28 protein-coding genes are annotated in these 26,621 nt (G+C 63.5%); 9 read left to right on the plus strand and 19 right to left on the minus strand.

Going from position 1 to position 26,621, the window contains the following annotated elements; genetic code table 11:
* Nucleotides 1-116 precede the first annotated feature (116 nt).
* Nucleotides 117-1,193, plus strand: a complete 1,077-nt coding sequence (gene disA / locus WBN73_RS15755; protein ID WP_024819020.1) for a DNA integrity scanning diadenylate cyclase DisA — start codon at nt 117-119, stop codon at nt 1,191-1,193.
* Between the two features lie 37 nt (nt 1,194-1,230).
* Here disA and WBN73_RS15760 read toward each other — a convergent pair whose 3' ends face one another.
* Nucleotides 1,231-1,953 carry a hypothetical protein gene (locus WBN73_RS15760; protein WP_337340670.1) on the minus strand — a complete coding sequence of 241 codons (723 nt, stop codon included), beginning with the start codon at nt 1,951-1,953 and terminating at the stop codon, nt 1,231-1,233.
* A gap of 114 nt (nt 1,954-2,067) precedes the next feature.
* On the opposite strand from WBN73_RS15760, the gene WBN73_RS15765 reads away from it, so the two are divergent.
* The 3 genes from WBN73_RS15765 (at nt 2,068) to WBN73_RS15775 (ending at nt 5,143) form a co-directional block, all read left to right on the plus strand.
* Nucleotides 2,068-3,018 (plus strand): A/G-specific adenine glycosylase, encoded by a 951-nt coding sequence (locus WBN73_RS15765; protein WP_337340669.1) that lies wholly within the window; start codon nt 2,068-2,070, stop codon nt 3,016-3,018.
* 113 nt (nt 3,019-3,131) lie between these two features.
* Nucleotides 3,132-3,614, plus strand: a complete 483-nt coding sequence (locus WBN73_RS15770; RefSeq protein WP_337340668.1) for a hypothetical protein — start codon at nt 3,132-3,134, stop codon at nt 3,612-3,614.
* Between the two features lie 143 nt (nt 3,615-3,757).
* The gene (locus WBN73_RS15775; protein WP_337340667.1) at nt 3,758-5,143 is read left to right on the plus strand and encodes a cation:dicarboxylate symporter family transporter; all 1,386 of its coding nucleotides are present in this window, start codon (nt 3,758-3,760) and stop codon (nt 5,141-5,143) included.
* Here WBN73_RS15775 and WBN73_RS15780 read toward each other — a convergent pair.
* Complete coding sequence (locus WBN73_RS15780) at nt 5,103-5,927, minus strand: helix-turn-helix domain-containing protein (RefSeq protein ID WP_337340666.1); 825 nt, start codon at nt 5,925-5,927, stop codon at nt 5,103-5,105. The two genes, WBN73_RS15775 and WBN73_RS15780, sit on opposite strands and share 41 nt — an antisense overlap.
* A 77-nt stretch (nt 5,928-6,004) precedes the next feature.
* Here WBN73_RS15780 and WBN73_RS15785 point away from each other — a divergent pair, with 77 nt between their 5' ends.
* A complete protein-coding gene (locus tag WBN73_RS15785; RefSeq protein WP_337340665.1) occupies nt 6,005-6,517 on the plus strand; it encodes a VOC family protein in 513 nt (170 codons plus the stop codon).
* A 45-nt stretch (nt 6,518-6,562) separates the two neighbouring features.
* Here WBN73_RS15785 and WBN73_RS15790 read toward each other — a convergent pair whose 3' ends face one another.
* The 15 genes from WBN73_RS15790 to lysS form a co-directional block, all read right to left on the minus strand.
* Entirely contained in the window at nt 6,563-6,922 is a 360-nt protein-coding gene (locus WBN73_RS15790; RefSeq protein ID WP_089593224.1) for a VOC family protein, read from the minus strand.
* 4 nt (nt 6,923-6,926) lie between these two features.
* Nucleotides 6,927-7,187: a DUF4235 domain-containing protein gene (locus WBN73_RS15795; RefSeq protein WP_207595756.1), complete on the minus strand. Its 261-nt coding sequence runs from the start codon at nt 7,185-7,187 to the stop codon at nt 6,927-6,929.
* Nucleotides 7,188-7,288: 101 nt separating this feature from the next.
* Entirely contained in the window at nt 7,289-7,465 is a 177-nt protein-coding gene (locus tag WBN73_RS15800; protein ID WP_035760998.1) for a CsbD family protein, read from the minus strand.
* A 90-nt stretch (nt 7,466-7,555) separates the two neighbouring features.
* A complete protein-coding gene (gene dhaM / locus WBN73_RS15805) occupies nt 7,556-8,242 on the minus strand; it encodes a dihydroxyacetone kinase phosphoryl donor subunit DhaM (protein ID WP_207595755.1) in 687 nt (228 codons plus the stop codon).
* Nucleotides 8,239-8,901 (minus strand): dihydroxyacetone kinase subunit DhaL, encoded by a 663-nt coding sequence (gene dhaL, locus WBN73_RS15810; protein WP_337340664.1) that lies wholly within the window; start codon nt 8,899-8,901, stop codon nt 8,239-8,241. The genes dhaM and dhaL overlap by 4 nt, the downstream gene beginning before the upstream one ends.
* Nucleotides 8,902-8,903: 2 nt before the next feature.
* A complete protein-coding gene (gene dhaK, locus WBN73_RS15815) occupies nt 8,904-9,905 on the minus strand; it encodes a dihydroxyacetone kinase subunit DhaK (protein ID WP_207595753.1) in 1,002 nt (333 codons plus the stop codon).
* 183 nt (nt 9,906-10,088) lie between these two features.
* Complete coding sequence (locus WBN73_RS15820; RefSeq protein ID WP_207595752.1) at nt 10,089-10,277, minus strand: hypothetical protein; 189 nt, start codon at nt 10,275-10,277, stop codon at nt 10,089-10,091.
* A 12-nt stretch (nt 10,278-10,289) separates the two neighbouring features.
* Complete coding sequence (locus WBN73_RS15825) at nt 10,290-11,738, minus strand: FAD-binding oxidoreductase (RefSeq protein ID WP_337340663.1); 1,449 nt, start codon at nt 11,736-11,738, stop codon at nt 10,290-10,292.
* Nucleotides 11,739-11,907: 169 nt separating this feature from the next.
* Entirely contained in the window at nt 11,908-12,417 is a 510-nt protein-coding gene (locus WBN73_RS15830; RefSeq protein WP_337340662.1) for an amino-acid N-acetyltransferase, read from the minus strand.
* A gap of 83 nt (nt 12,418-12,500) precedes the next feature.
* Nucleotides 12,501-14,618: a S9 family peptidase gene (locus WBN73_RS15835; protein WP_337340661.1), complete on the minus strand. Its 2,118-nt coding sequence runs from the start codon at nt 14,616-14,618 to the stop codon at nt 12,501-12,503.
* Between the two features lie 117 nt (nt 14,619-14,735).
* Nucleotides 14,736-15,953 carry a glycosyltransferase gene (locus WBN73_RS15840; protein ID WP_337340660.1) on the minus strand — a complete coding sequence of 406 codons (1,218 nt, stop codon included), beginning with the start codon at nt 15,951-15,953 and terminating at the stop codon, nt 14,736-14,738.
* Between the two features lie 156 nt (nt 15,954-16,109).
* Nucleotides 16,110-18,602, minus strand: a complete 2,493-nt coding sequence (locus tag WBN73_RS15845) for an ATP-dependent Clp protease ATP-binding subunit (protein WP_089593213.1) — start codon at nt 18,600-18,602, stop codon at nt 16,110-16,112.
* Nucleotides 18,603-18,971: 369 nt separating this feature from the next.
* Nucleotides 18,972-19,298: a histone-like nucleoid-structuring protein Lsr2 gene (locus tag WBN73_RS15850; protein ID WP_172326157.1), complete on the minus strand. Its 327-nt coding sequence runs from the start codon at nt 19,296-19,298 to the stop codon at nt 18,972-18,974.
* A gap of 129 nt (nt 19,299-19,427) precedes the next feature.
* Nucleotides 19,428-19,601, minus strand: coding sequence for a hypothetical protein (locus WBN73_RS15855; RefSeq protein ID WP_207595747.1), 174 nt, complete (start codon nt 19,599-19,601; stop codon nt 19,428-19,430).
* 2 nt (nt 19,602-19,603) lie between these two features.
* A complete protein-coding gene (lysS, locus tag WBN73_RS15860; RefSeq protein WP_089593211.1) occupies nt 19,604-21,133 on the minus strand; it encodes a lysine--tRNA ligase in 1,530 nt (509 codons plus the stop codon).
* A gap of 76 nt (nt 21,134-21,209) precedes the next feature.
* Between lysS and WBN73_RS15865 the strand changes: the two genes are divergently transcribed.
* The 3 genes from WBN73_RS15865 (at nt 21,210) to WBN73_RS15875 (ending at nt 23,884) form a co-directional block, all read left to right on the plus strand.
* Entirely contained in the window at nt 21,210-22,106 is an 897-nt protein-coding gene (locus WBN73_RS15865; RefSeq protein ID WP_337340659.1) for an alpha/beta fold hydrolase, read from the plus strand.
* Nucleotides 22,107-22,115: 9 nt separating this feature from the next.
* A complete protein-coding gene (locus WBN73_RS15870) occupies nt 22,116-22,970 on the plus strand; it encodes an alpha/beta fold hydrolase (protein ID WP_207595745.1) in 855 nt (284 codons plus the stop codon).
* A gap of 80 nt (nt 22,971-23,050) precedes the next feature.
* Complete coding sequence (locus WBN73_RS15875) at nt 23,051-23,884, plus strand: alpha/beta fold hydrolase (protein WP_207595744.1); 834 nt, start codon at nt 23,051-23,053, stop codon at nt 23,882-23,884.
* Here the strand turns inward: WBN73_RS15875 and WBN73_RS15880 are convergent.
* Both WBN73_RS15880 and WBN73_RS15885 read right to left on the minus strand, forming a co-directional pair.
* Nucleotides 23,881-24,726 carry an EamA family transporter gene (locus WBN73_RS15880; RefSeq protein ID WP_337340658.1) on the minus strand — a complete coding sequence of 282 codons (846 nt, stop codon included), beginning with the start codon at nt 24,724-24,726 and terminating at the stop codon, nt 23,881-23,883. The two genes, WBN73_RS15875 and WBN73_RS15880, sit on opposite strands and share 4 nt — an antisense overlap.
* A gap of 8 nt (nt 24,727-24,734) precedes the next feature.
* Entirely contained in the window at nt 24,735-25,613 is an 879-nt protein-coding gene (locus WBN73_RS15885) for an alkaline phosphatase family protein (protein WP_337340657.1), read from the minus strand.
* A gap of 71 nt (nt 25,614-25,684) precedes the next feature.
* Between WBN73_RS15885 and WBN73_RS15890 the strand changes: the two genes are divergently transcribed.
* Nucleotides 25,685-26,548 carry a LysR substrate-binding domain-containing protein gene (locus WBN73_RS15890; RefSeq protein ID WP_242703474.1) on the plus strand — a complete coding sequence of 288 codons (864 nt, stop codon included), beginning with the start codon at nt 25,685-25,687 and terminating at the stop codon, nt 26,546-26,548.
* The last annotated feature ends 73 nt before the right edge of the window (nt 26,549-26,621 follow it).

A 26,621-nucleotide genomic window follows, 5' to 3' on the forward strand; every position in this document is an offset into this window, starting at 1 on the left:
TCCCCGGAAGCCCTATCATTGTGCTTGTCGTCATTGGGGCATTTTTTGTGAGTGCCCACTGACGCCGGATTCAGCTTGTCTGTGAGCCGAGGCTTGCACCTTCGAAGGGAAAACCTATGGCCCGGAGCCCGGAAGAGTCGCTTAAGGCGACCCTGGCCAGAGTCGCACCCGGAACCCCGTTGCGAGATGGCCTGGAACGCATCCTCCGCGGACGGACCGGAGCCCTGATTGTCTTGGGCTACGACCGCACCATCGACTCCATCTGTTCCGGCGGGTTCGATATCGGCATCGATTTCTCCCCCACGCGCCTGCGTGAGCTGGCCAAAATGGACGGCGCCATTATCTGCGACAAGGACGCCAGCAACATTGTCCGCGCCGCAGTCCAACTGGTCCCGGATTCAAGCATTGAAACCCAGGAATCGGGCACCAGGCACCGCACCGCTGAGCGCGTGGCCATCCAGACCGGCGTTCCCGTGATCTCCGTCAGCCAGTCGATGCAGATCATCGCGCTGTACGTGAACGGTTTGCGCCACGTGCTGGAGGGTTCCGAAAAGGTCCTCGCCCGCGCCAACCAGGCCCTGGCAACGCTGGAACGGTACAGTGCCAGGCTGGACCAGGTCACCAGTTCCCTCTCCGCCCTGGAAATCGAGGCCCTGGTCACTGTCAGGGACGTTGCCGTCACCTTGCAGCGGCAGGAAATGGTCCGTCGCATCTCGGAGGAAATCGCCCAGTACGTCCTGGAACTGGGCGAAGACGGCCGTCTCCTATCCCTCCAGGTGGAGGAACTGACCATGGGCCGCGGGCCGGGCAGCGACGTCATCATCCGCGACTACTCGGATCCCGACGCCACGCCTGAGGAGATCGAGGAAGCCGTCCAGGCACTCCTGAACCTGGGCCCCACCGAGCTGATCGATCTCAGCCGCATCGCGCACATCATCGGTTTCGCCGGCGGTGTTGAGCAGTTGGACGCAGTGGTCCAGCCGCGCGGCTACCGGCTCCTTTCGGGCCTCAAGTCAGTGCCTAAGGCCGTGGCCGACCGCTTGGTGGACTACTTCGGCGGGCTCCAGAACCTGATGGCAGCCACCATTGATGACCTGATGACCGTGGACGGCATCGGCGATCAGCGCGCCCGCACAGTGCGCGAGGGCCTGAGCCGCATGGCCGAGGCCAGCCTGCTGGACCGGTTCCTCTAAGCCGCCTGCCGCCGTCGAACGCCGGCTCAGCCGGAACTTAGTTCAGCTGGAAGACAGCCTTGGGGCTTGCTTTGTTTCCCAGCCGCGCCTCGAAGGTGTAGTACGCGCCGCCGCCACCCGGCTTCGCGTTGATCGCGCCACAGCCTTCCAGTGTCCTGTTGCGCTGCCACGGGAAGTTCGCGGTTTCGCTCTTGCCGGGCTGGATGGTTTTGATGAGGTCTTCGCCGCCGGTCTGGCAGTCCTTGGACGAGAAGATGCGGTCCGCGCCGCTCATCACCAGATACTCCATTTGGGAGGTTCCCACGTTGACCTCGCACGGAGCGTTGCCTCCGTTGGTGATGGTCATGGTGAGCAGCGGCTTTTCTTCCGCACCGTAGGCTGGCTTGTCGGTCTTGGCCGCGACAGTCATGAGGTTGAAGTCGCACACAGGCGTCGGCGAAGCAGACGGCGACGGTGTCCCTGACGGCGCACTTCCCTGCGTCGGCGCCTGCGAGGCTTCCGGGGTGCTGACGGCCTGGGGCTCATTCTTTCCGGCGAGCGCACCCGTAAGGGCCACCGCGCCTCCCACCAGCAAGGCGATCACCAGCAGCAGGGCGCCAAAAACAACCTGACGACGACGGCGGTACACGGCAGGGCTTGGTCGCCGCTTTTTCGTCGGGGTACCGCGGCCTGTTGTCCCGCTCCGGGATGAGCCACGGGCAGCACCCTTCGCCGGCGCTGAAGAGCGCGCGGTCGACTGCTGCTTACCGTTGGTGGCCATGGTTCTAGGCTAGGCTCGTGTCCCTCGGGGCCCTAACCTACACGCCGCAGGGCCCTAATCCGGGACTGTGTGACGTCGGCCATGAGCCGGGAATCCACTACAGTTGAGGGCAGTATGACACTTCCCGATGCCCACCAACTCACCGCGCTCCACAGCGCCTTGGATCAGTGGTTTGCCGATGCCGCCCGGGATCTTCCGTGGCGCGAGCCGGACTGCAGCGCATGGGGAATCCTGGTCAGCGAAGTCATGCTCCAGCAGACTCCTGTGGTTCGGGTTCTGCCCGTGTGGCGGGACTGGATGGACCGCTGGCCTACCCCGGGCCACCTTGCCGACGAGCCGTCGGGCGAAGCCGTCCGCCATTGGGGCCGACTCGGATACCCACGCCGCGCCCTGCGACTGCACGCGGCCGCCGTCGCCATCCGTGAGCAGCACGGCGGCAACGTTCCTGACACGTACGCAGAACTTTTGGGTTTGCCTGGCGTGGGGAGTTACACGGCTGCCGCCGTCGCCGCCTTCGCTTTTGGTCGACGCGAAACCGTGGTGGACACCAACATCAGGCGGGTCCACGCACGCCTTATTTCCGGGAACGCACTTCCTGCGCCGGCGCTGACCGCAGGCGAAATGCGGTTGGCTGAGGCCCTCCTTCCCGTCGAACAGGAACTGTCCGTGCGCTGGAACGCGTCCGTCATGGAACTGGGAGCCATGGTGTGCACGGCCCGCAGCCCCAAGTGCGCGGACTGTCCTGTCCGCTCAAGCTGCGCCTGGCTCGCCGCGGGTGAGCCGCCGCCGTCGTACACGCCCAAGGGCCAGTCCTGGCACGGCACCGACCGCCAGGTCCGCGGTGCCGTGATGGCCGTCCTCCGCGAGGCCGCCACCCCCGTCCCGCGCCAGATGTTCGAGCAGGCGCCGGCGGATCTCGGATTCGCGCCGTCGGGCATCGGGATCCCCCTCGCTGCGTTGCGCCGGCTCAACTCGGCGCCGGAGCAACTTGAGCGCGCACTGGATGGCCTGTTGGTGGACGGCTTGGCAGAGATGCACGACGGCGGGCTGCGGCTTCCGGCCTAGCGTTTGGCAGGCGCGGTATCGGTTCGGCAACGGGACCGGGTGAGCCGTAACAATGCAGGTGCCTCTTTGGGACGCACTGGAGACGTCGGCCCCACGCGGTCCTACCCTGAAGCATGGGCAAAATCGGAGTGGCGTTGACCCTTGCCGGAACGGCGGCGTTGCTTCCGGGCTGCTATCCCGAAGCCGTAGCCTGCCCGGCCATTGGGCACATTGCAGGGGTGTCCCTGAGTGTTGCAGCGGGTTACGCAGACCAGGTGGGGACGCTGCGGCTCAAGGCCTGCCAGGATGGTACCTGCACCGAAAAGGACCTGGACCTGCACCCTGGTGCCGTAGCCGTGGACCAAGGCTGCACGCCGGACGGCGTGTGCTCGGCGACGTCATCTCCTGACGGGACTCTTCTGGGTTCCATCGAGCTTCCGACCCTCAGCGAAAGCCCCCTTGAAGCGAGTGTCAGCGGCACCTCTCCCTCCGGCACAGCGCTGCCCACGCGAACATTGACCTTCACGCCCAAGGGCGATTATCCGTACGGCGAGCAATGCGGCCGCGTCATTTCGGCCGCGGTGAGCTTGGATGAAGACGGGCTAAGGCAGACCTAGACTTTCCACATCGTGAAAATCTTGTTCCGATATTAAACACAACAGGCTTCAGGAATTAGCAATTCGGAAACAAGGCCCTCATAGCGTCTTGTGTGATCCCAGCCGCGACCGCAGCGCGGCCCCCGCACAGACAGGCACCCCCCTTGAAAAGTCCCACACCCACGGCTTCCGTGACTCCAGCAGCGAAGAAGCCACTGTACAAATCCTTGTTCTTCCAGATTCTGGTGGCCGTGGTGCTGGGCATCGCCATAGGGTACCTATGGCCAAACATAGGGGCTGCCCTTCGCCCACTGGGCGACGGCTTCATTCAGCTCATTAAAATGATCATCGCTCCACTGATTTTCCTGGTCATCGTCACGGGGATCTCTGCCGTGGGGGACGTCAAGTCCGTAGGCCGCGTAGGTGTTAAGGCATTGATCTATTTCACCGGCGCCACACTCTTCGCCCTGGCATTTGGGCTGGTGGTTGCCAATCTTGTGCAGCCGGGCGCAGGCCTGAACATTGACCCGGCGTCCTTGTCCGAGGATGCAGTGAACGCCAAGACCACCACCGCTCCACCCAAAGATGCGGGTCAGTTCCTGCTGGGCATCATCCCCACCAGCGTCATAGGAGCCTTCGCGTCCAACTCGCTGCTCCAGGTCCTGTGCTTCGCCATCTTCTTTGGCGCAGCCATCGTGGTGGTGGGCCGCGAGAAGTGCAAGCCCGTGATCGACCTCATGGAAACGACACTGGAGCTTTTCTTCAAAATCATGGCGTGGGTCATGCGGGTCGCCCCCATTGGAGCCTTCGGCGCCATGGCCTTCATCATCGGCCAGTATGGACTGAGCTCGTTGAGCACCTACGCCCTCTTGGTTGCTGCATGCTACGGCTCAGCGCTGGTCTTCATTGGCCTCCTGTTTGTGGTGGCCTGGGTCTACCCGCGCGTTCCCCTGTGGCAGTTCATCAAGTACTCCCGCGAAGAATTTATGCTTGCCCTGGGCACGGCCTCCACTGAATCCGTCCTCCCCCGCATCATGACCAAGCTGACCAACGCCGGTTGTTCCCGGGCAACCACAGGCCTGGTGGTGCCCACGGGATACTCCTTCAATCTGGACGGAGCCGCGCTTTACCTTTCCATCTCCCTTCTTTTCCTTGCCCAGGCCTTTGGCCACAACCTGGATCTGGGTCAGCAACTGGCAGCGCTCGGCATCCTGATGCTCACCTCCAAGGGCATGGCCGGCGTTCCCGGTTCCGCCTTCCTCGCCCTCTCCGCGACGGCCGGGGCGCTGGGAATCTTCCCGGTGGCAGGAGTTGCACTCCTGCTTGGAGCGGACCGTTTGATGGACTCCATGCGGGTTGTGGTCAACTTGCTGGGCAACTGCGTCGCCACGTTCGTGGTGTCCAAATGGGAAGGTCAATTCGACCGCGAGGCAATGCTGGCAGCTTTCCGCGGGGAGGACACGATGCAAGAGGACACCGACGCAGCAACCGAGCCTTCGGCGCCGGCACTCAAAACTCCCCAGCTGACCTCCGGTACGTACTCGGGGTAAAGCCCAAGTACTTCTGGAAGTCGTTCGTCAGATGCGCATGATCGGCATAGCCGAGTTCGACGGCGATCGCCGCAAGGTCCGCTGTTGGATCGGACCGGGTACGCTCGGCGGCATCCTGAAGCCTCCGGCGACGTATGAGTGCTGCGGGGCTGAGTCCTATGTACTTCCTGGCCAACCTCTGCAGCGTTCGCGGTGAAACCGCCAGCCGGGCGGCAGCGTCCTCGAGCAAAAGCACCTCTGGGTCGGAAGCGATCACATCCATCATCCGGTTCGCGAGCAGGGCTTCCTCCGAGAGCACTGCGTCGAGTGAAACCAGCCACGCAACAAAGGCCTCTACTGCCCGCTTGCGGTGAGTGCCGTCGTCGCGCGTTGTGGCACTGCGGGGCTGCATGGCGCTGCGAGGCGGGGCCATCGCGGCCGAAACCGCAGTGTGCAGCTCCATCATTTCCAGAGCCAGTTCCCTGTCCCGCAAGGCGCCGGGGTCGTCGGTAAACAACGGCACGGCCGCCGGGCGGAGCAGCGCACCCACGGCCCAGCCAGAGCCGGTCAGGTCGCGGTGTGCGGCACGGGTGGTAGGTCCGGAAAAGATGACATCCGCAGGCTGCACCACCAGGTTGGACGCAGGGTAGGCGATGAGGTGTTGCCGGGAGGTCCGCCCGGGTTCGATGTCCCACTCGGGGATCCAGAACCACTGCACCAGCCCGGCTACCGATGCCGGCGCGGGAACGCGGTTGAAGGTGGGTAGTCGCGCGGGGTACAGGATGCCTTTGAAGTAACCCTCCATAAGCCCTTCCCGGGTCGGCGTGAACCTGTCGCGAATCTCCAAGCGCCTGGCACCCGGAGGCACGTAGCGTCGTATCCATGACAGATACTACAAGCACAGAATCAACCACGGCCGCCCACGGGGAGCACACCACCCACGGCATTCCCAACGGTCTCACCAGCCTCACGCCGTTCCTCTCGGTGCCGAACGCCAAGGAAGCCATTGCTTTCTACCGTGATGTGTTCGGGGCCCGCGTGGTGGGCGAAACTGAGATGGGCGGGGTGGTTGTCCACGCCGAACTCGACTTCGGCAACGGCCGCCTCCAGCTGGGTGAGCCCAACCCCGAATATCACTTGGTCCAAGCACCGTCCGGCGAAGATGACTGCTACTCCCTGGGCCTCTACTGCTCCGACGCGGACAGCCTGGTCCACAAAGCGGAGCAAGCCGGCGCCGCCATCCGGGAGCCGTTGACCACCTTCGTCTCAGGTGACCGCTACTCGAGCATCCGCGATCCGTTCGGCGTCCGTTGGTCCATCATGACGCGGGTCGAGGACCTCTCCGAGGAAGAGAGCAACCGCCGCGTCGAGGAATGGGCGGCACAGCAGGGCTAAGGACCGGGAGCCGCCACAGGGTTCAGGCCCTGCGGCGGCCAAGCCCTAGCTAAGACAGAGACAAAACGGGTGCCCGGCCGGATCAAGGAATACCCGGAACGTCTCACCGGGCTGATGGTCGGCCTTGGTGGCTCCCAGCGAGAGCGCAACTTCTTCGCCCTTGTCCAGGTCTTCCACCACCATGTCCAAATGCATTTGCTGCGGAATGGTCTGCCCGGGCCACACCGGCGCTTGGTACACCTCCACCTGCTGGAAGGAGATGCAGTTACTGCCGTCGCTTGGGCGGATATCGAACCAGTCGCCCTTGTCCTCGACGTCCCAGCCGAAAAGCTCGCCATAGAAGGCAGCCAAGACAGCCGCGTCGGGACAATCGATGACGACACTTGGGAACTTAGCAATAGCCATGGTGTTAGACCTCGTCAGCCGATTTCTTCATGCGGACCAGGGCGCTCTTGGTGCCCCGCTGGGTGAGGACGTGAACCACGGCGGCGACGGCGGCCGAGACAACCGCGAAGACCAGCACGCCCGGAAGTGAATCATTGAGGTCTGTGCTGTCCTTCGGGGCAGGTTTGCCGGTCTGCTTCTCCCAGAGGCCCTCCAGCGTCTTGTTGGCCAGCGCACCGGCGCCAAGACCGATTGCCAGGCCGAAAATTTTCACCAGTATGTTCACGTAGATCCTCCATCAAGTTTGGCGCCAGCGGACGACGCCACAACAATCGCCTCACAAAACAAGGCAGGGCCGCTGCAACCGCAGCGGCCCTGTCCGGATACCTAGTCTTTCTTGAAGGCGTCCTTCAGCTTCTCGCCGGCACCCTTGAGGTCGGCCTTCGTCTGGTCGCCCTTGCCTTCCGCTTCAAGACGCTCGTTGTCCGTCAGCTTTCCGGCAGCTTCCTTGGCCTTGCCACCAAGCTTCTCGCCAGCGTTCTCCATCTTGTCGTCAGCACCCATGATTCGCACCTCTTCCTTGTAGTGAACCTGTACCTCTACAACATCACTAATCAGCATACTTAGCAATATTTGTCAGCAAATCCGTCCGAACTAGAGCTCCCCGAACCCCTCCTCCACCAACCGGCGAACATAGTCAACAGCTCTCTGCGCGTCCTTGCCGCGGGCTTCGACACGAAGCGTGGAACCCTGGCCGGCGGCGAGCGCCATGAGCGCCATGATGGACATGCCATCGACGCCGTTCACGGTCACCTCGGCGTCCAACCCGGACAGGCCACCTGCGATCTTCGCGGCAGGCCGGGCGTGCATGCCCAAAGGGTTGATGAGCTCGAAGTCGCCGCTGGCGTCCGGCGCAATGGCGCCGGCCGCTTCAGCAGGCTCCACAGGCTCCGCAGGCCGGTACCCCGCGGCTTCCGCGGCCTTGCGGACATCCGCGACGCCGGAACCTCCTTGGGCCGCGACGGCGGCCGCCACCAGCCCCTCAACCAACGGCGCATCCGCGAGGAGCACGGCATCAGGGTCGCTGGCAAACTCCATGGCCGACTCGGCCGTCATCACCGCCGAGCCCAGGTCGGTCAGTACCACCACGCCGTCACCACCGGAATCAACCAGGGACTGCTCGACGGCGGCCAGCACCTTCTCCAGGCTGGTTCCGATCCGATCGTCGTCAGTGCCCCCGGCGGCGACCAATTCGACGTCGGGCGCCATCTGCGCGGCGAGCTCCACCGCTCCCTCGGCTATCTTGCTGCTGTGTGAAACCACCACGATCCCAACCGTCATACGGCGTCGGCCCCTGTCTCAGCCGTGGAACCGGCAGCAGCCGCGGCGGCCGCACGGAGGAGCAGCGCCGTTGAGGCCGCCCCGGGGTCGCGGTGCCCTGCGCTGCGCTCCCCCAAATAGCTGGCCCGCCCTTTACGCGCCACCAACGGATCCGTTGCCATCGCCCCGGTCTCAGCTGCTTCGGCAGCTGCCTCCAGGACGCCCACCGGATCCGCGCCGCCCGCTGCTGCTTTTTGGGCCGCTTCCACGGCGGGTGTCCACGCGTCGATCATGGTCTTGTCCCCAAGCTCGGCTTTGCCGCGCGCCACCACGCCATCACGTGCGGCGGTGAGAGCGGCCGCCAGGGTTTCAGCGTCGATCTCGGCGGCATCGCCCAGCGAGGTAGCTGCCCGCAGATAGGCCGTCCCGTATAACGGTCCGGCAGCGCCACCCACCTTGGACATGAGGGCCATCGCGGCGGCTTTGAGCGCGGCTCCGGGAGTTGGGGATGGCGCCTCGTCGAGTTTCTGGAGGACGGCCTGGAACCCGCGGTCCATGTTTTCGCCGTGGTCCGAGTCGCCGATCGCCCGGTCCAGTTCGATCAGTTCCACGCGGTGCTCTTCCATGGCCTTGGCGGAAAGTTTCAACCAGTCCGTGGCCCAGTCAACAGTCAACCCCATATTCAGGCTCCCCAGCGCAGTGCTGCAGTGTGGACAGGGGCATCCCAGAGCCGGGTCATCTCGTCATCAAGGCGCAGGACCGAGACCGAACAGCCCTGCATCTCCAGGGAGGTCACGTAGTTGCCCACCAGCGAACGCTCCACGGTGGCACCACGTTCGGCCAGGACCTGGGCGGCACGCCGGTAGACGATGTAGAGCTCGCTTTGCGGGGTTCCACCCATGCCGTTCACGAACAGCAGCACCTTGTCCCCGGATGCCAGGGCAAGATCCTCCAGCACAGGCTCCAGCAGGCGGTCCGTGATCGCGTCAGCGCTTTCCATGGCGATCTTGTGCCGGCCCGGTTCGCCGTGAATGCCTATACCGATCTCGATCTCGTTGTCTTCCAGCTCGAAGCTCGGCGTGCCTGCGTGTGGCACTGTGCAGCCGGACAGTGCCACACCCATCGTCCGAACGTTGGCCACCACCCGTTCGGCGATGGCCGTGACGGTGTCAAGATCGTCACCACGCTGAGCTGATGCCCCTGCGATCTTTTCCACCAGGACCGTACCGCCTACCCCGCGCCGGCCTGCCGTGTACAGCGAATCTTCCACCGCGACGTCGTCGTTCACCAGGACCGAACGCACGTGCACGCCTTCGGCCTGCGCCATCTCGGCGGCGGTTTCAAAGTTCAGGACGTCGCCGGTGTAGTTCTTCACGATATGAACGACGCCGGCTCCTGAGTCGACGGCGACCGTGGCTGGAATGATCTGGTCAGGGGTTGGCGAGGTGAAGACGGCGCCGGGCACAGCGGCATCGAGCATACCGAGCCCCACGAAACCTGCGTGCAGGGGCTCGTGACCGCTCCCTCCACCGGAGACCAAGGCAACCTTGCCCTCCACTGGAGCACCCTTTCGGATGACGTACTTGGGCTCGGGATGGACGTCCACAATGTCGGCATGGGCCATGCCGAACCCTTCGACGGACTCGTCCACCACTGCGCGTGGATCATTTATGAGCTTTTTCATGGGATGCTCCTGGGCGTGCTGCGGCTGGTGCTCTGACCCTACTACCGGCGGCCCGGCCCACGGTAGGCCTTGGGCGCCCTTGGTGCGGAGTTATCCCGCTCGGGGCTTTTCAGCGCGAGGCCCTGGCCACTGCCGAACTGCCCCTTCCGCCCTGCCCGCCTCCGCGGGCCGGTTCTGTGCCTGCTATTCCTCAGCCTGCGGTGCCGTCACCGCCTCGGATTCCTGCCTGGCGTGAAACTCGGGCCAGAAGGCAGAGTACAGATCCGGGTCGGAGTGCCTGTCCCCGGACCATGACGCTTCGTGCGGCCATGATCCGTGCGGAATGTCGATCTGGAAGGCGGAGAAGTCGGGGAATGTGACGCGGTTGTTCATCGCCCTCAGCCCCTAGTTGTTCAGCACGGCGTCGCCGCCGGCAGTCACAACGTCTTCAAGCAGCACTGTCTGGTCAATGACCGGGAGCCCCACTACATGCCCGAAGCTGAACATGTTTTGCGGGTCCAACTCAGCCTTTGCCTTGCGGAGCCGTTCCAATGCAGTTGCCCGCCAAGGCCGCTCCCTGTCTTCGGCATCCACAAAGTGGCCGTGCAGGTTCACGAAGGTTCCGGCATTGGCGGCGGGCCGAAGGTCTTCATGGACAGCATTGAAAACCGCGGGCAACATCGCAACCACCGGCGGGACGGCAATGGCACCCATGAAGAAGCTGAACGCAGCATCGCGGCCACCCACAATGTCATCGCCGTCTGCGCTCTTCGCCAAAGCACCGCCGAGCAACCGGAGCTCGGCCAACAGCACGGGACTTTCGACGCCGGGGCCAAAGTGCCGCAGAAGTGTTTCGGTTTCAGGCGCATCCAGCCTGTCCAAGAGGAACCCGTGTTCCATCACGGGAACCGGTTGGTCCGGGTCCTGGTGGATGGAGTCGAAGGCAGTAGCGTCAAGGGGGCCGGTGGCATCCATCATGAACGGTGCACTCCGGCGCATCGGCTCCAGGAGTTCTGCCGCCGCCGCCAGGTCACCTTGGTAGGCATAACGGAGGTGGATCACGAACTTTCCGCGCAGAGGTTCCGGCACCATTTCCATGTCCGGCAGCCGCAGGAAGGCCAGTGACGCCGAGGCCTCTACCGGCAGGGCAGGCGCCCATTCCCTGAACGCCTGCAATACTTCAGGAGCTTGCTCACCATCAAAGTAGATTCCGCCGGCGTAGAGGTCCGAGCCGGGGAAGAGGTGGAACTCCATGGCCGTGACGATTCCCAAGTTGCCCTTGCCGCCGCGCAGGAGGAAGAACAACTCCGAATCCTCGTCCTTGGTTACCCTGCGCAGGGTTCCGTCTGCCGTGACTATTTCAAACGCAATCACGTGGTCGGAAGCGAATCCGTATTTGCGGCCCAGGATCGGCAGCCCACCACCCAGCGTGTAACCCACCACGCCTACATCAGTGGTTGAACCGCAGAGCCCCATGAGGCCGAAGGTCCCGGCGAGATCCACCACGGCCTTCCAGCGGACGCCCGCACCCACGCGGGCTGTCTTCTCCAGGGGATCAATACTGAGCTCGAGCATTCGTCGGGTGCTGATCAGCAGGCCACCCTCGATCGCGTTCGTGGCGCCGTGCCCGGTTGACTGGACAGACACGGGCACGCCGCGTTCCGCTGCCCAGCGTATCGCCGCCGAGACATCCTCTGCGTCGAGGGCTCCGAAGGCGAGATCGGGCTGGTGCTGTGTGGATAAATTGAAGGCCGCTACTTCAGCGGCGAAGCCGGGATCGGCAGGCGTGAACACTGGACCGCGCACGCTGAGTTGGAGTTCTGAAACATCTGAAAGGGACGCGTGGGACTGCATGATCTTCTCTCAATTGACCGATGTGGTGGAAGCTTCCCCAGCAAGCCTTGATCAGTTTATCCATCAATTTTAGATAAGAAAAGAGTATTAAATCACTCATAATCGGGCACTCTTGAAAGACGCGTCTTTTTTCTTCAGGATCTCGACGCGGAAGTAAGGATTGGCAGGCCTAGAGCTGCTTGATCATGCGGGTATTGCCCAAGGTGTTCGGCTTCACCCGGGCCAGGTCCAGGAACTCCGCCACGCCTTCGTCATGTGAGCGCAGCAGCTCGGAGTACACCTGGGGATCGACGGCCGACTGGTCAGCCATGACTTCAAATCCGTGGCGCTTAAAGAAGTCCACTTCGAACGTCAGGCAGAATACACGGCTCACGCCAAGGGCGCGCGCTTCCTCAAGGAGATTCTCCACCAGGACGTGCCCCACGCCCCGCCCCCGCCAGGAATCGGCAGCCGCAAGAGTGCGGATCTCGGCCAGGTCCTCCCACATCACATGGAGAGCGCCGCAGCCAATGACTTCCCCGTCCTCAGACTCGGCGATCCGGAATTCCTGCAGGCTCTCGTAATAAGCCACAGTCTCCTTGGCCATGAGGATCCGCTCCTCGGCCAAGGGCGCCACCAGCCTCTTGATCGCAGCCACATCACTGGTGCGGGCAGGGCGGAGGCTGAAGGTCGAATTCACTCCCCCATCCTAGCGAGGCAAACAGGTGCCGGACGCCCCAGCCCCGCGCATGACTGAATGCGGGGCTGGGCCGAACGAATCGCCTAGACCCCCAGCTCCTCCGGCAAAGCAACGTCCTCGCCCAGCACCTGCTTGGCCAGGAAGTGCTCCACCACTCCGTACCAGATCTTCGCGTGCTGCGGCTGGAGCACCCAGTGGTTTTCGTCAGGGAAGTAGAGGAAGCGGTGTGGGCTCTGGCCGTTGTCGTCGGCGGGCAATTGCGAAGAGGACAGGAGTTCGTACCAGAGACGCAGTCCCTCGCCGATCGGAACCCGGTAGTCCTTGTCGCCATGGATCACCAGCATGGGTGTCTTGATGTTTCCCACGTTCAGGTGCGGAGAGTTCTCCATGGCCATTTCCACGGTCATTTCCTTCAGCCAGTACTGGGCGGCATCCGTGGTGGGACCGAACTGGTCCAGCGCCCACAAACTCGCGTGGGTAACAATCGCCTTGAACCGGTCGGTTTGGCCGGCCACCCAGTTGGCCATGTAGCCGCCGAACGATCCCCCCATCGCAGCTGTCCGCGACTCATCAATGTCCGGGCGCCCCACCACCGCGTCGGTGATGGCCATGAGGTCCGTGAAGGGCTTCTTGCCCCACTCGCCCCAGCCACGCTGGATGAATTCCTGGCCGTAGCCTGTGGAGAGCGCCGGATCGGGCAGCAGCACGGCGTAGCCCTTGGCGACGAGCAGCCAGGGGTTCCAGCGCCACGTCCAGGCGTTCCACGAACCCAGCGGGCCGCCGTGGATCCACAGCAGGAGCGGCGCAGGCTTCCCGGCCGATGCCCCTTCAGGGAGGGCGAGGTAGGCGGGGACTCGTGAACCGTCGTCCGCTGTCGTTTCAACGCGCTCCAGGCGACCCTTGTACACAGGCCGCTCAGCGGGTGCCTGCAGCCTGGTCACTTCTCCGGTGGCGAGGTTTATCCGAACAGCTTCGGCCGGGAATTCGTACGAGCTCCGCAGGGCATACGCCGCGGCCCCGTCGGGAGAAAGCACGACGTCGGAATAGGCGGAAGCGTCCTGCGTCACCCGGGTGACTTCACCGTCAGCGACGTTGATCCGGAAAACCGGCGACGCGCCGTCGTCGTCCGCTTTGGCCAGGACGGCGCTGCCATCCGGAAGCCAGGCGAGGACAGTGGCCCAGCGATCCCAGTGGTGTGCCAGCGGCTCGAGGTCCGTGGTTTCGCCGCCGGCGACGTTGAGCAGGTGCAGCTTCACCTGGGGCGCCTGCGTGGGTGTGGTGTCGCTTTCGCTTTCCACAACGAGCGTGCCGTTGTCCGGACTGACGGGTCCAGGGAAATAGCTCATGCCCTCGTGGTCCAGCAGCACCTTGACGTTCCCGGTGGCGACGTCGATGGCGGCCAGCACCTCGCGGCTGTCGGCCTTGGCGAGCGCCTTGGACATGCTGGTGTAAATGGTCTTCCCGTCCGGGCTCACCACTGTTTTTGACTCACGCAGCGAGCCGCCGACGCCGGCTGTCAGGTTGCGGAGCTTGAGCGGCGCCGAGGCGTCCACCGTTGACGGCTTGCCGGGTTCCTGCTCGTCACCCTGCTCAACGGCAAAGATCCGCGGCTCTGCGGGGCCGAGGTCGGCGTCCCAATAGCGGACCGGGTAGCCGCTGTGCAGGATGGCCGAAACCTTGTTGTCTTTGCGGGCCTTTCGGCGCTCCTCGTCGTTATCCTCGTCGGCGGATCCTGCCAGGACCTCTGCGATGACGAACGTGGCGTCTACGTCCTTCGCGGTCATGACGGAACCGATGCCGCCTGGGCGCGAATGCACCACGCGGGCTTCTCCACCGTCGGCGGGGAGGAGCCACAGGGCGTTTACGGGGTCAGCGTCCGGACTGTCCGGGTCCGGGCGCGCCGAGGTGAAGTAGAGGTCGCCGGATGCCGCGAACGCCGCCCCGGCCTCACCCTTGGAACTGCGGGTGATTCGGCGTGCGCGCTTCCCGCCGGTGGGGTCGATCTCCCAGAGGGCCGAAGCGAACTCGGTTCCCTTCCCGTTCAGCGTTGACACGGTGGTGACCAAACGCTTGCCATCGGGGCTGAGGGTGAGGCCGTTGATCCGCGGGATGGCGAGGTAGTGGTCCATATGGTGGAAGGGAGTTTCGGGCTGCTCGCCCGGAGTCAGAGTGTCTGCAGAGTCCATGATCCGATTCAACATGCATTGTGCCCCCGATCACAGGGTGGTTCACTCACAGTGAAACAGTACTTTCACATATCCCGTTCCGCCTTGATTCCCAGCGCGGCCCGTCATGCGTGCTCCCAACGCGCCCTGCTGCTACTTGGAGGGAAGTTTCCGCAAGGTCTCGACCACGGGCACAGTCCCGTCTTCCTTGCCTATGGCGGCCGCCAGGACCTGCGCTTGCTGCGCATACGACGGCGTTCTTACGGCTTCCGCGATCGCGTCACCAAGGCGCTCCGGGGACAGCTTCTTGTACGGAAGCGGTTGGGGACCGGCGCCCAGCGCCGCGATCCGCGAGGCCCAGAGTGGCTGGTCCGTATACACGGGAACACCTACCGACGGCACGCCGGCGCGCAAGCCGGCGGCAGTGGTTCCAGCGCCGGAATGGTGGACAACGGCAGCCATGCGGGGGAACAGCCATTTGTGCGGGACACTTCCAACACCCATGGCATCATCGCCCAACACCCCCTCGGCACCCTGCACAACAGCCCGAACTCCGGCACGACGCGTGGCCTCGAGGATGAAGCCGGGGTCAATGTGTGCACTGCTGCCGAAACCAACGAAGACGGGCGCTGGACCGTCGGCGAGAAAGTCCACAAGGTCGGCGGATGGCTCCCAGCCGCTGTGTTCCGGGGGCCACCAATATCCGGCCATCACCAATCCCGCGTGCCAATCGGCCGGACGCGGCAGGACGGTAGGACTGATGCCATGAAGAATGGTCGCCCGAGCCTTCCTCCGACGACGTTCGCCCGCTGCTCGACTCTCCTTGCGCAGGCCGAGCTGCTTGCGCAAGCGGGCGCTGGGAGCATCGTAGGGGGCCGGCCCCGCTGCTGCCCGCTCGCCAATGATCCTGTTCCCCAGCGCACCCAGGCTTCGAGCCGAATTCATCAGCACAGGCGGGTAGGCCGCACTCGGTTCGGTCGGCTGCAAGTGTGCGCCTATGGCCGGGACGCCGAAAGCCTCGGCAATGTCATAGGCATAGGGTGCCACCGAGTTGGCCATGATGACATCGGCCCCGGCCTCGGCGGCAGCCAGGGTTCCCTTGGCTGCGTTGTCCATGTACTCGCCAAGCTTCCGCCAGAACGTCAACACGCTGTCAGCTGAGGCTTTCGCACCCGGGGCCGGCTGCTTGATGAGTTCCGTCAGGTTCCCCGGCAGCGGCCTGAACTCGCATCCCGACTCAACAACCAGAGGGGCATAGGGAGGGTTCGCGGCAACGGCAACCTCGTACCCCAGCCCTTGCAGGCGACCTCCCAGACCGGCCATGGGCGCCACATCCCCGCGCGTCCCCGGAGCCACCATAAGTACTCGCATTTGATCCCCGATCCGGTTCGTGAAGTTTTGTACAGATAACGCCCTCCAGAAGCCACCTTAAAGTCTCTGCCTGGACAAAAACTCCGGGCCGCCCAACGCAGAAGCCCCACCTGCTCCTTGCGGAGCGGGTGGGGCTTCCGGGATAAAGCGTTGGCCTTACGCGGTCGGAGCGATCTCCGGAATACGCGGTTTGGCGTTGCCTTCGAACGTGAACTTGGCGTCGTCACCTTCGCCGTCAACGTCCACCACGACGATGTCACCGGAGTGGATCTCGCCGAACAGGATCTTCTCGGACAGCTGGTCCTCGATCTCGCGCTGGATGGTGCGGCGCAACGGCCGGGCACCCATGGCGGGATCGTAACCACGCGTGGCCAGGAGAACCTTGGCAGCGGGGGTGAGTTCGATGCCCATGTCCTTGTCCTTGAGGCGGCGCTCCAGACGGTTCACGAACAGGTCCACAATCTCGATGATCTCGTCCTGCGTCAGCTGCGGGAATACCACGACGTCGTCAACGCGGTTGAGGAACTCGGGGCGGAAGTGCTGCTTGAGCTCTTCGGTAACCCGGGCCCGCATCCGGTTGTAGCCGGTCTGGGTGTCCGTGCCGGACTGGAAGCCCGTAGCCACGCTCTTGGAAATATCGCGGGTACCAAGGTTGGTGGTCATGATGATCACGGTGTTCTTGAAGTCCACCACGCGGCCCTGGGAGTCGGTCAGGCGGCCGTCTTCCAAAATCTGCAGCAGCGAGTTGAAGAGATCGGCGTGGGCCTTCTCCACTTCATCGAACAGAACCACGGAGAACGGACGACGACGGACCTTCTCCGTCAGCTGGCCGCCTTCTTCGTAGCCGACGTAGCCCGGAGGTGCACCGAAGAGACGCGAAACCGTGTGCTTCTCGGAGTACTCGGACATGTCCAGCGTGATGAGGGCGTCCTCTTCACCGAACAGGAACTCGGCAAGTGCCTTGGCAAGCTCGGTCTTACCGACGCCCGTGGGGCCGGCAAAGATGAACGAGCCACCGGGACGCTTGGGGTCCTTCAGGCCTGCACGGGTGCGGCGGATGGCCTGGGACAGTGCCTTGATGGCTTCGTCCTGGCCGACGACGCGCTTGTGCAGTTCGTCTTCCATCTTGAGCAGGCGGGAAGATTCTTCCTCGGTGAGCTTGAAGACCGGGATACCTGTGGAGTTCGCGAGAACTTCAGCGATCAGGTCCTCGTCAACCTCGGAGATGTCGTCCATGCCGCCGGACTTCCAGGTGCGCTCCTTCTCCGCGCGTTCGGCAATGAGCTTCTGCTCCTTGTCGCGCAGCGAGGCAGCACCCTCAAAGTCCTGGGCGTCGATGGCAGATTCCTTCTCCATCTTCACGTCGGCAATGCGCTCGTCCATGGCCTTGAGCTCCGGCGGAGCGGTCATGCGGCGGATGCGCAGGCGTGCGCCGGCTTCATCGATGAGGTCGATCGCCTTGTCCGGCAGGAAGCGGTCCGAGATGTAGCGTTCGGCCAGTTGCGCAGCCGAGGCGAGGGCGCCGTCGGTAATCGTCACGCGGTGGTGTGCCTCGTAACGATCGCGCAGTCCCTTGAGGATCTCGATCGCGTGCGCAACCGAGGGTTCCTTGACCTGGATCGGCTGGAAGCGGCGCTCAAGCGCGGCGTCCTTTTCGATGTGCTTGCGGTACTCGTCAAGAGTGGTGGCCCCGATGGTCTGGAGTTCCCCACGGGCGAGCATCGGCTTCAGGATGGACGCAGCATCAATGGCGCCTTCGGCAGCACCTGCACCGACGAGGGTGTGGATCTCGTCAATGAAGAGGATGATGTCGCCGCGGGTGCGGATTTCCTTGAGGACCTTCTTCAGGCGCTCTTCGAAGTCACCGCGGTAACGGGAGCCGGCAACCAGGGATCCGAGGTCAAGCGTATACAGCTGCTTGTCCTTGATGGTCTCCGGGACATCGCCGCGGACAATCGCCTGGGCGAGGCCTTCGACGACGGCAGTCTTACCAACGCCGGGCTCACCGATCAGCACCGGGTTGTTCTTGGTACGGCGGGAGAGGACCTGCATGACGCGTTCCATCTCCTGCTCGCGGCCGATCACAGGATCGAGCTTGTTTTCGCGGGCAGCCTGGGTGAGGTTGCGTCCGAACTGGTCAAGCACCACCGAGCCGGCAGGGGTACCTTCCGGCTGACCCTGGCCGGAGCCGCTGCCTGCGGTCTCCTTGCCCTGGTACCCGGAGAGCAGCTGGATGACTTGCTGGCGGACCCGGTTCAGGTCTGCGCCAAGCTTCACCAGCACCTGTGCGGCCACGCCTTCGCCTTCGCGAATGAGGCCGAGCAGGATGTGCTCAGTACCGATGTAGTTGTGGCCGAGCTGCAGTGCTTCACGAAGGGAAAGCTCAAGCACCTTCTTGGCGCGCGGCGTAAAGGGGATGTGACCGGACGGGGCTTGCTGGCCCTGGCCGATGATCTCCTGTACTTGCTCGCGAACGCCATCGAGCGAAATGCTCAGGGACTCGAGCGCCTTGGCAGCAACGCCTTCACCCTCGTGGATCAGACCCAAGAGGATGTGCTCGGTACCGATGTAATTGTGGTTGAGCATCCGTGCCTCTTCTTGGGCAAGGACGACCACGCGACGGGCACGGTCCGTAAATCTCTCAAACATTTCGCCACACTCCTAGCTACGACGTACTTTGATGCTACGTGCCGGAGCAACACTTTTGGGGCGTGTTCGCCACAGGGGAAACATGACGCCGTGGAGGAATAAAACGGGCACTTCCCCTTGACCGGGGCAGGCGACGGTGACATCCTGCCAGCCGGCCCGGGCAACCTGCCGCCGGGCCACCCCGGGAGTATTCCACAGAGGAGTAATCGGGACGGTTTGCCACTCCCCCAATAGCACCGGTAAACGGGCCGTCCAGCACGGGCAGATTCACGGATTATTCCGCCGACGGGCCCCGGCGGAACCCAAGAAACCCAGCTCCTTAAGCAACCAATGCCCCGGCAGTGACTGCCGGGGCATTGAAGTGGTGAATCAGGAATTGGCCTTTTGGTAGGCTTCCTGAATTTCAGCCTGAATACGTCCGCGGCTGTTGACCGTGTAACCGTTATCCCGGGCCCACTGACGGATCTGTGCGGAATCCTGGTTGCGGGCCGGAGTAGCGCGACCCCGCGTCCCGCGGCCGGAAGAGGTCTTCCGGGCCTTCGCGACAAACGGTTCCAGGGCCTTCCGCAGCGACGCTGCGTTTGCTGTGGACAGGTCCATTTCGTAGCTCACACCGTCCAGGCCGAAGCGGACAGTTTCGTCCGCAGCCCCTTCATCCAGGTCATCGACGAGGATGATTTTTACTTTCTGTGCCATGAGTTGCCTCTCTTTTGGAGGGATGGATAATCAGAAATTCCCCGGGTTCCTTTCTCGATTATCGTTCACGGCAAGCACACACGTCAAAGCACAAATGGATTCACGTGAAAGTGGAACCCATTTAGGAGCCTATTTAGCGGCTGGACCTTCGGGCGCCGGGCCGGCATTTTTTGAATTCGCTTCGGCCTGGGCGCGGGCTTCTGCCTGACGCTCGGATTTGTCTGCATTGAAGATCGACTTCATGGCAAACCAGAAGATCAAACCTACAACTATGGACGGCGCAAGAACTGCGATGTACTCCATGGTCAGTGTCCTTCAGGCTTCAGCAAGGGGAACAGAATGGTTTCGCGAATGCCGGCCCCGGTGAAGAGCATGACCAAACGGTCAATGCCGAGCCCGATGCCGCCCATGGGCGGCGCGCCGTATTCGAGGGCACGGAGGAAGTCCTCGTCCAGTTGCATGGCTTCCTCATCACCGGCGGCGGAGCGGCGGGACTGCTCCGTCAGGCGTTCGCGCTGGATGACGGGGTCAATGAGTTCGGAAAAGGCCGTGCCGCGCTCCATGCCGCCGATGATCAGGTCCCAGGCCTCGATGAGGCGCCCGTCTTCACGGTGTGGTCGGGCCAGCGGCTGTGCCGACGGCGGGTAGTCATAAACAAAGGTCGGGTTCAGCAGGGTGGGTTCCACGATCTCGCCAAACAGCTCAACCACAATCTTCTCGGCGTCCCACTTGGGGTCCACCTTGACTTCGTGCTTGGCCGCAATTGCCAGCAGTTCCTCCACCGTGGTGTCCGGAGTAATTTCCACACCCACGGCTTCGGAAATACCCGGGTAAACCGAAACCCAGGCCCATTCGCCGTCGAGGTTGATTTCGCCGGCATCCGTCTGGATGGTGCGCGTCCCTACAACGTCAGCCACATTAAGGATGATTTCCTTCATGCGCTCGGCCATAACGAACTGGTCCGCCCAGGCTTCGTAGCATTCCAGGGTGGTGAATTCGGGGCTGTGCGTGGAGTCCACGCCTTCATTGCGGAAAACACGGCCCATGTCGTAAACGCGATCGATGCCACCCACAACGGCGCGCTTGAGGAAGAGCTCGGTAGCGATACGCAGTGTCATCTTCTGGTCGAACGCATTCATGTGCGTTTCAAACGGGCGCGCGGTAGCGCCGCCGTGGACCAGCTGCAGGATGGGGGTTTCCACCTCCACGTAGCCATGGCGGTCCAGGGTGTCGCGCACCGAGCGGGTGATTGCTGCGCGCTTGTAGACCATCTCACGGGCTTCATCGCGGACCATGAGGTCCACGTAGCGCTGGCGTACGCGGGTTTCCTCGTTCAGTTCTGCGTGCAGTACCGGGAGGGGGCGCAGCGCCTTTGACGCCATGGACCAGGAGTCGGCCATGACGGACAACTCACCGCGGCGGGAGGAGATGACCTCGCCCTTGATGAACACGTGGTCGCCCAGGTCAACCAGGGCCTTCCATTCAGCGAGCGCTTCCTCGCCGACGTTGGCAAGGCTCAGCATGGCCTGCAGCCGGACGCCCTTGCCGTCCACGCCGCCCTCCTGGAGGGTGGCGAAGCACAGCTTGCCGGTGTTGCGCACGAACACGACACGCCCGGTGACACCAACGGTGTCGCCGGTGGTTTCATCTGCTTCCAAGTGTGCGTACTTCTCGCGGATCTCGCCGAGGGAATGGGTCCGTTCAACACCCACGGGATAAGCCTCCGTGCCTCGCTCGATCAGCTTGGCGCGCTTTTCCATACGGATGCGCATCTGCTCGCTGGCATCGATGGGCTCTGCGGAGGTGTTCAGGGCTGGGGTGTTTGCGGAAGTCACAGTCCTTAAGTTTACCGGTCATTGCGGACCTTCACTTCCGGGCCCCAGGATCAAGCAAACGCATAGACTCGGAGCTGTGGAGACATGGACAGTTGAAACGGTCGACGGCGGCGGGCAGCTCGAGGTGCACACCTTCCGGCCCGCGTCAGCAGCGTCAATTCCCGGCTCAAAGGAATCCGCTGAACCGGCCGGCGTCGTGCTTGTTCATGGCACTTTGGTGACGGACTCGCTGTACTGGCCGTTCGCGCGGACGCTCAGCGTCATGCTGGGGCGCCCGGTTCACAGCTATAACCGGCGCGGCCGGGGGCGGTCTGCGCCGCAGCCGTCGGGCTATTCGGTGGAAACCGAGATCGCGGACCTCCTCGTGGTGATGGAGAAGACCGGCTCCTCTGACGTTGTGGCGCACAGTTATGGCGGCTTCGTGGCGCTGCAAGCCGCGAGGCGGGCCAGGATCAACAAACTGGTCACTTACGACGCTGCAGTGTCGCTGTCAGGCAATCTCAGCAGCCGGTGGCGGCCCGAGCTTGAAGAAGCGGTCACTGCCGGTCAGCTGGATCACGCGTGGGCGCATCTGGTGCAGGGCCTGGGGACTGCCGGGCCGATTTCCTATCTGCCCATGGGTGCGCTGCGCACGCTCAGTGTCCTGTCGGCCCGGACCCGCCTGGGCTTGGAGATGCGCTCCTTGCTGCCCACGGCAGTCACCGAAATGCGCGCAGTCCTGGACGCCGATGCCCACCTTCACGACTTCATGGAACTCTCTACGCCCACGTTGATGCTCAGCGGCGGTTGGAGTCCGTCGTATTTCGCAGAGACCGGCCGCACCCTTGCCGGGGCCGTGCCGGTGATCGACTTTGCTGTGGTGCCGCTGCAGTTCCACGAAGGGCCGTTACGGCCGGGCAAGCGGCTCGCCGCCCGCATAGCGCGGTTCCTCTCCGGGACCCGGTTCCACGGCGAACTTCCCAATGCCACCTAGGATGTTCCGGTGAGGGAACGCGATATTCAGACGCACGACGGCGGACGGCTCGCCTTGTACAGTTACGGCACCGAAGACGCGCCCGGGGAGCGCCGGGTGGTCCTCATCGGTGGCGCGTTCCTCACGGCACTCATTTATCGGCCCTTTTCCGTCGCTTTGGCCAAGGGCCTCGGTGATGGCTGGGCTGTGGACGTGTACGACCGCCGGGGCCGGGGCAAATCCACCGAGCAGCCGCACTGCTACTCCATGGCTACGGAGATCGCCGATGTCCGCACCATCATGGATGCCACCGGTGCCCGGAACATCTTTGGCCACAGCCTGGGTGGGTCCGTGGCCTTGAATGCAGCCCAGGCCTTTGCGGGCACGCACCACGAGCCGGACAAGCTCGCTGTCTACGACGCCGCGGTGAACATCGACGGCAGCATGGACACAGATTGGCTGGCCGGCTTCGCGGATTCGGTGGACAAAGGCGACCTCAACCGCGCGATGGCCCGGATGAAAAGGGGCATGCACCCCGGAACTGCCCTTGCCCGGGTACCCGAGCCGATTCTGGCGGGACTCATGGCTGTGGTTTCGCGGACCAAAGTGAACAAGCTTTTCCGCGAGCTCATGCCCTCAGGTGTTGGTGAACTCAAGGCTGCCTTCGAAGCCGCTGATTCTCCGCGCGACTTCTCCGTCCTGCCTCCCAGCACGCACTTCATGGTGGGCAAGAAGAGCCCCCAGTTCTACAAGGTCACCGCTGCTCGGCTGAACAGGGCCGTTCCCGGCAGCACGTTGGAGGTTTCGCCCAAGGGATTCCATGGGTCCATTCCTGCCGCAGTGAACGAACTCGTCTCGGATATCTCGGACTACTTCAAACGCTGACTGCTTCTCCACACTGACTGCTTTTCCACATATGGGGCGGCATGCTGCCTGCATTCAGGTGGCTCGGTTAGGCTCAAGTCATGACGCGCGACATCATCATGACCCACGACGGCGGACACCTCGAAGTACTCACCACGGGCGGTGGGCTGGAAGCGGCGGGCTCCGGCGTCGTCGTCGTTCCTGCCTCAATGGTGACGGCTGCCGATTACTCGCGTTTTGCGCAGAAACTCAGCGAAGCCCTGGGACGGCCCGTTCATACTTTCAACCGACGTGGACGCGGCGATTCATCCCCGCAGGCTGAGGATTACACGCTTGAGGCGGACATCCGGGACCTGGACGCCGTCATGAAACACACCTCCAGCACCGATGTCTTTGGGCACAGCTTTGGCGGCGCAGTAGCGCTGCACGCTGCGCGGACCCTGCCCGTGGAGCGGCTTGCCGTCTACGATCCTGCCGTGTCGGTCAACCACAGCGTCAAGGCCGACTGGACGCCGGATTATGAACGCGCGACGGCGGCGGGAGACTATGACCGCGCCCTCGCCGTCCTGATCAAGGGCGTGGAGACCGGCGGCGCCTTCGCACGCATGCCATTGTCCATGCTGACCCTGGCCAACAAGCTGGCCGCCGGTACGCCTTTGGGCAAGCAGATGCGCGAACTGATGACCTGCGGTGTCCGGGAAATTAAGGCCGTCATCGCTGCCGACATGCCGGCCGAGCCCTTCCTTGCCCTTCCACTGGAGACGCTGATCGTCGTGGGCGAAAAGAGCCCCGCCTACTTCGGTGTTGCGTGCGGCCAAATCCATGACGTCCTCTCCGGATCCAGCTACAGCATCCTCCCTGGCTCGGGACACGACGGTCCCATCAAGGCTCCGGAGAAGCTGATCTCGGAGTTGTCGGAGTTCTTCTCTGGCTAGCCGAGCTGGATGGCGGCGATGCCGGCCACCGCGATGGCCGTCAAGACCAAGCGGAGCCGGCTGAACTTTTCGTTGAAGAACACCGCGCCGATGACGCCAGCCAACAGGACACTGGTCTCGCGCAGCGCCGACACCAAGGCGAGCGGCGCCAGGCTCTGTGCCCAGACCACAATTCCGTAGGCCAGCATGGACACCAGCCCTCCGATGAATCCCGGCTTCCAGTACCGCGCCACTCGTCGTGGGAAAGAACGGCGTTCGGCGGCCATGCGCCAGCAGATCAAGGGAATCACCATGCCCTGCAGCAGGAAGAGCCACGAGACATAGGCCATCGGTTGCCCGGAAACCCGGACTCCCACACCGTCCACCACGGTATAAGCCGCGATGGCTGCCCCCGTGAGCACAGCAAAGAAGGTGCCCTGACGGTTCCTGCCGGCGCGGGCCGTTGCACTGTGTTTTGTGAGGGCCAGGCTCAGCAAGGAACCAGCGACGACCGCGACCCCCGCCAGTTGCCAGAAACTCAGTTTCTCTGCCAGGAAAGTGGTGGCGACCCCCGTGACCAACAGGACGGCAAGGCCGCGGGCCAGCGGATAAACCTGGGAGAATTCGCCGTGCTTGTAGGACGTGGTCAGCAGGATGAGATAGCAGGTCTGCAAGGCCGCCGACGCCACGACATAGGGCCACGACTGCTGTGGGGGAACTCCGAAAACCGCTGCCCCCACCAGGCCGGACACGAGATAGGCCAAGGCAATCATGGTGGACGAGGCAAGCCGGTCCGGAATCGCCTTGGCCAACGCATTCCACGCGCTGTGGAGGACCGCCGCCAGGAGAACTGCCGCTGTCACCGTAAGGGTCAACGGGAAGCTGCCGTTGTTGCGGGTCGCTCCTGCGGGTCAGTCCTGGCACCGAAGGCGAGCCCTTCAGTGTCCCCTGTTGCAACACCAAAGGTTGCCAGTACTTGGGCGAAGATGTCGGCATGGTCCACGGCCATGACGTTCCGGGGCACGCTTGCGCCGCAGGCAGCGATCCAGGCTGTACGCTCGTCCTCGGTCTCTCCCCCGTGACCACCGGCATCGACGTGTCCGTGGTCAGTCACCACTATGACGGTCCAGTGTTCGTCACCACGACGAGGCCTCGACTCAATAGCTTCCAACAGGCTATTGACGCGGGAGTCGCAGCGTTGAATGGCTGAAAGGTAGCCGATACCCGTGCCGTTGTTATGGGCTTCGACGTCAGCCTCGCCAAAGTACACAAAGGATGCCGCAAGGTCCTCGTGTTCCAACCGTCCGGCTGCATAATCTGCGACGGCGTTGTCGGCAGCGGCCCAGCTGCCCGCGTCGTTCGCTTCTTCAGGGTCCTCCTCCGGCACCCAACCACGGGAAGAGAAGAGAGGCCCGCACGCTGTGGGTGCCGCCACAGGAAACCAGCTCGCGGCAACCATCGTGTGCAATTCCGGCCGGGCCCCACGCAGCACCGCGGTGAAGTCCTGGTAGGCATCGAGCTCCGGTGGATGGTCACTGTTCCCGGTGACCTTGTGCCGGTCCGCATAAACCCCGGTGGCCACCGTGGCCCACACTGGCCCGGAAATAGTGGCATTCTTCCCGTGCACGCTGACGGGGAGCAGGAAGCCGTTCCGGGCAATCTGGTCCAGGGCGGGTGTCACCGCGGACAGGAGGCGGTCGTAACGGACACCGTCGATTCCTACTACCAGGACGTGGGGATCATTCTTCACAGCAATGACGGTACGTGGCTTCTGAGGCGACACATAGGGGACGCCACTCGCGCCTATAGGAGACTTAGGCCATGCCTATGAATCTCACGCACCTGCGGGCGTTCCACCTCGTAGCTACCCACGGCAGTTACGTCGCTGCGGCTGCAGCGGCGAAAGTGAGCCAACCAACCCTGTCCGAGCAGGTCCGCCTTTTGGAACGGCTCCATGAGGTCCAGCTCCTGCAGCGGGCTGGACGGTCCGTGGAGCTGACGCCTTTGGGAAGAGAGCTCCTGGCAGTCACAGCCAGGTTGTTCGCCGCCGAGCTCGAAGCCGAGACCGTCCTGGCCAGGGCTCGCAACGCCATGCAAGGAGAGCTCCGCTTCGGCACCGACGCTCCCATCAACGCCGTGGGCGTGCTCAGCACCTTCCGTCGGCTGAACCCGGGAGTCAGTATCCAACTCGTCAGCGGAAACTCCGCTGAGGTACGCAGAAGAGTCCTGGCCGGGACTGTTGATGTCGGCATCATCGCCGATGAAACGCCACATCCGGACTTGATGGCGCGCCGCCTCGGTACGCAGGACCTTGTGGCCTTTGTTCGGCAGGACCACCTGTTGGCCGGCAGCAAGGTGATCCGGCTCCGGGACCTCGTAGACCACCCGCTGATCATCAGGGAGATCGGTTCCGTCACCCGTAGGTCCATCGAAACAGCGCTCTCCGCAGCCCAGCTGCAACCAGCGGAAGTACTCGAGACCGATAGCCGGGAGGCAGTTCACGCGGCAGTGATCGCCGGCCTGGGCGTTGGGGTCATCGCAGAGGATGAATTCAACGACGATCCCCGGTTGGTGCTGCTTGACTTCGTTGATTCGATACCCCCGATAACGGAGTACCTGGTATTTCGACGGGACAAGCAGCGGAGCCATGTGGTGGATGCGGTGCTGGGGTGTGTGGGTGGTTAGGGGTTGGGTGGTTAAAGGGGAAGAGCCCCGACCTGTGGTCGGGGCTCTTGCCTTAATGGTTGTCCGGCGGTGT

The organism is Paenarthrobacter sp. CCNWLY172, assembly GCF_037402035.1.
Taxonomy (GTDB): Bacteria; Actinomycetota; Actinomycetes; order Actinomycetales; family Micrococcaceae; genus Arthrobacter.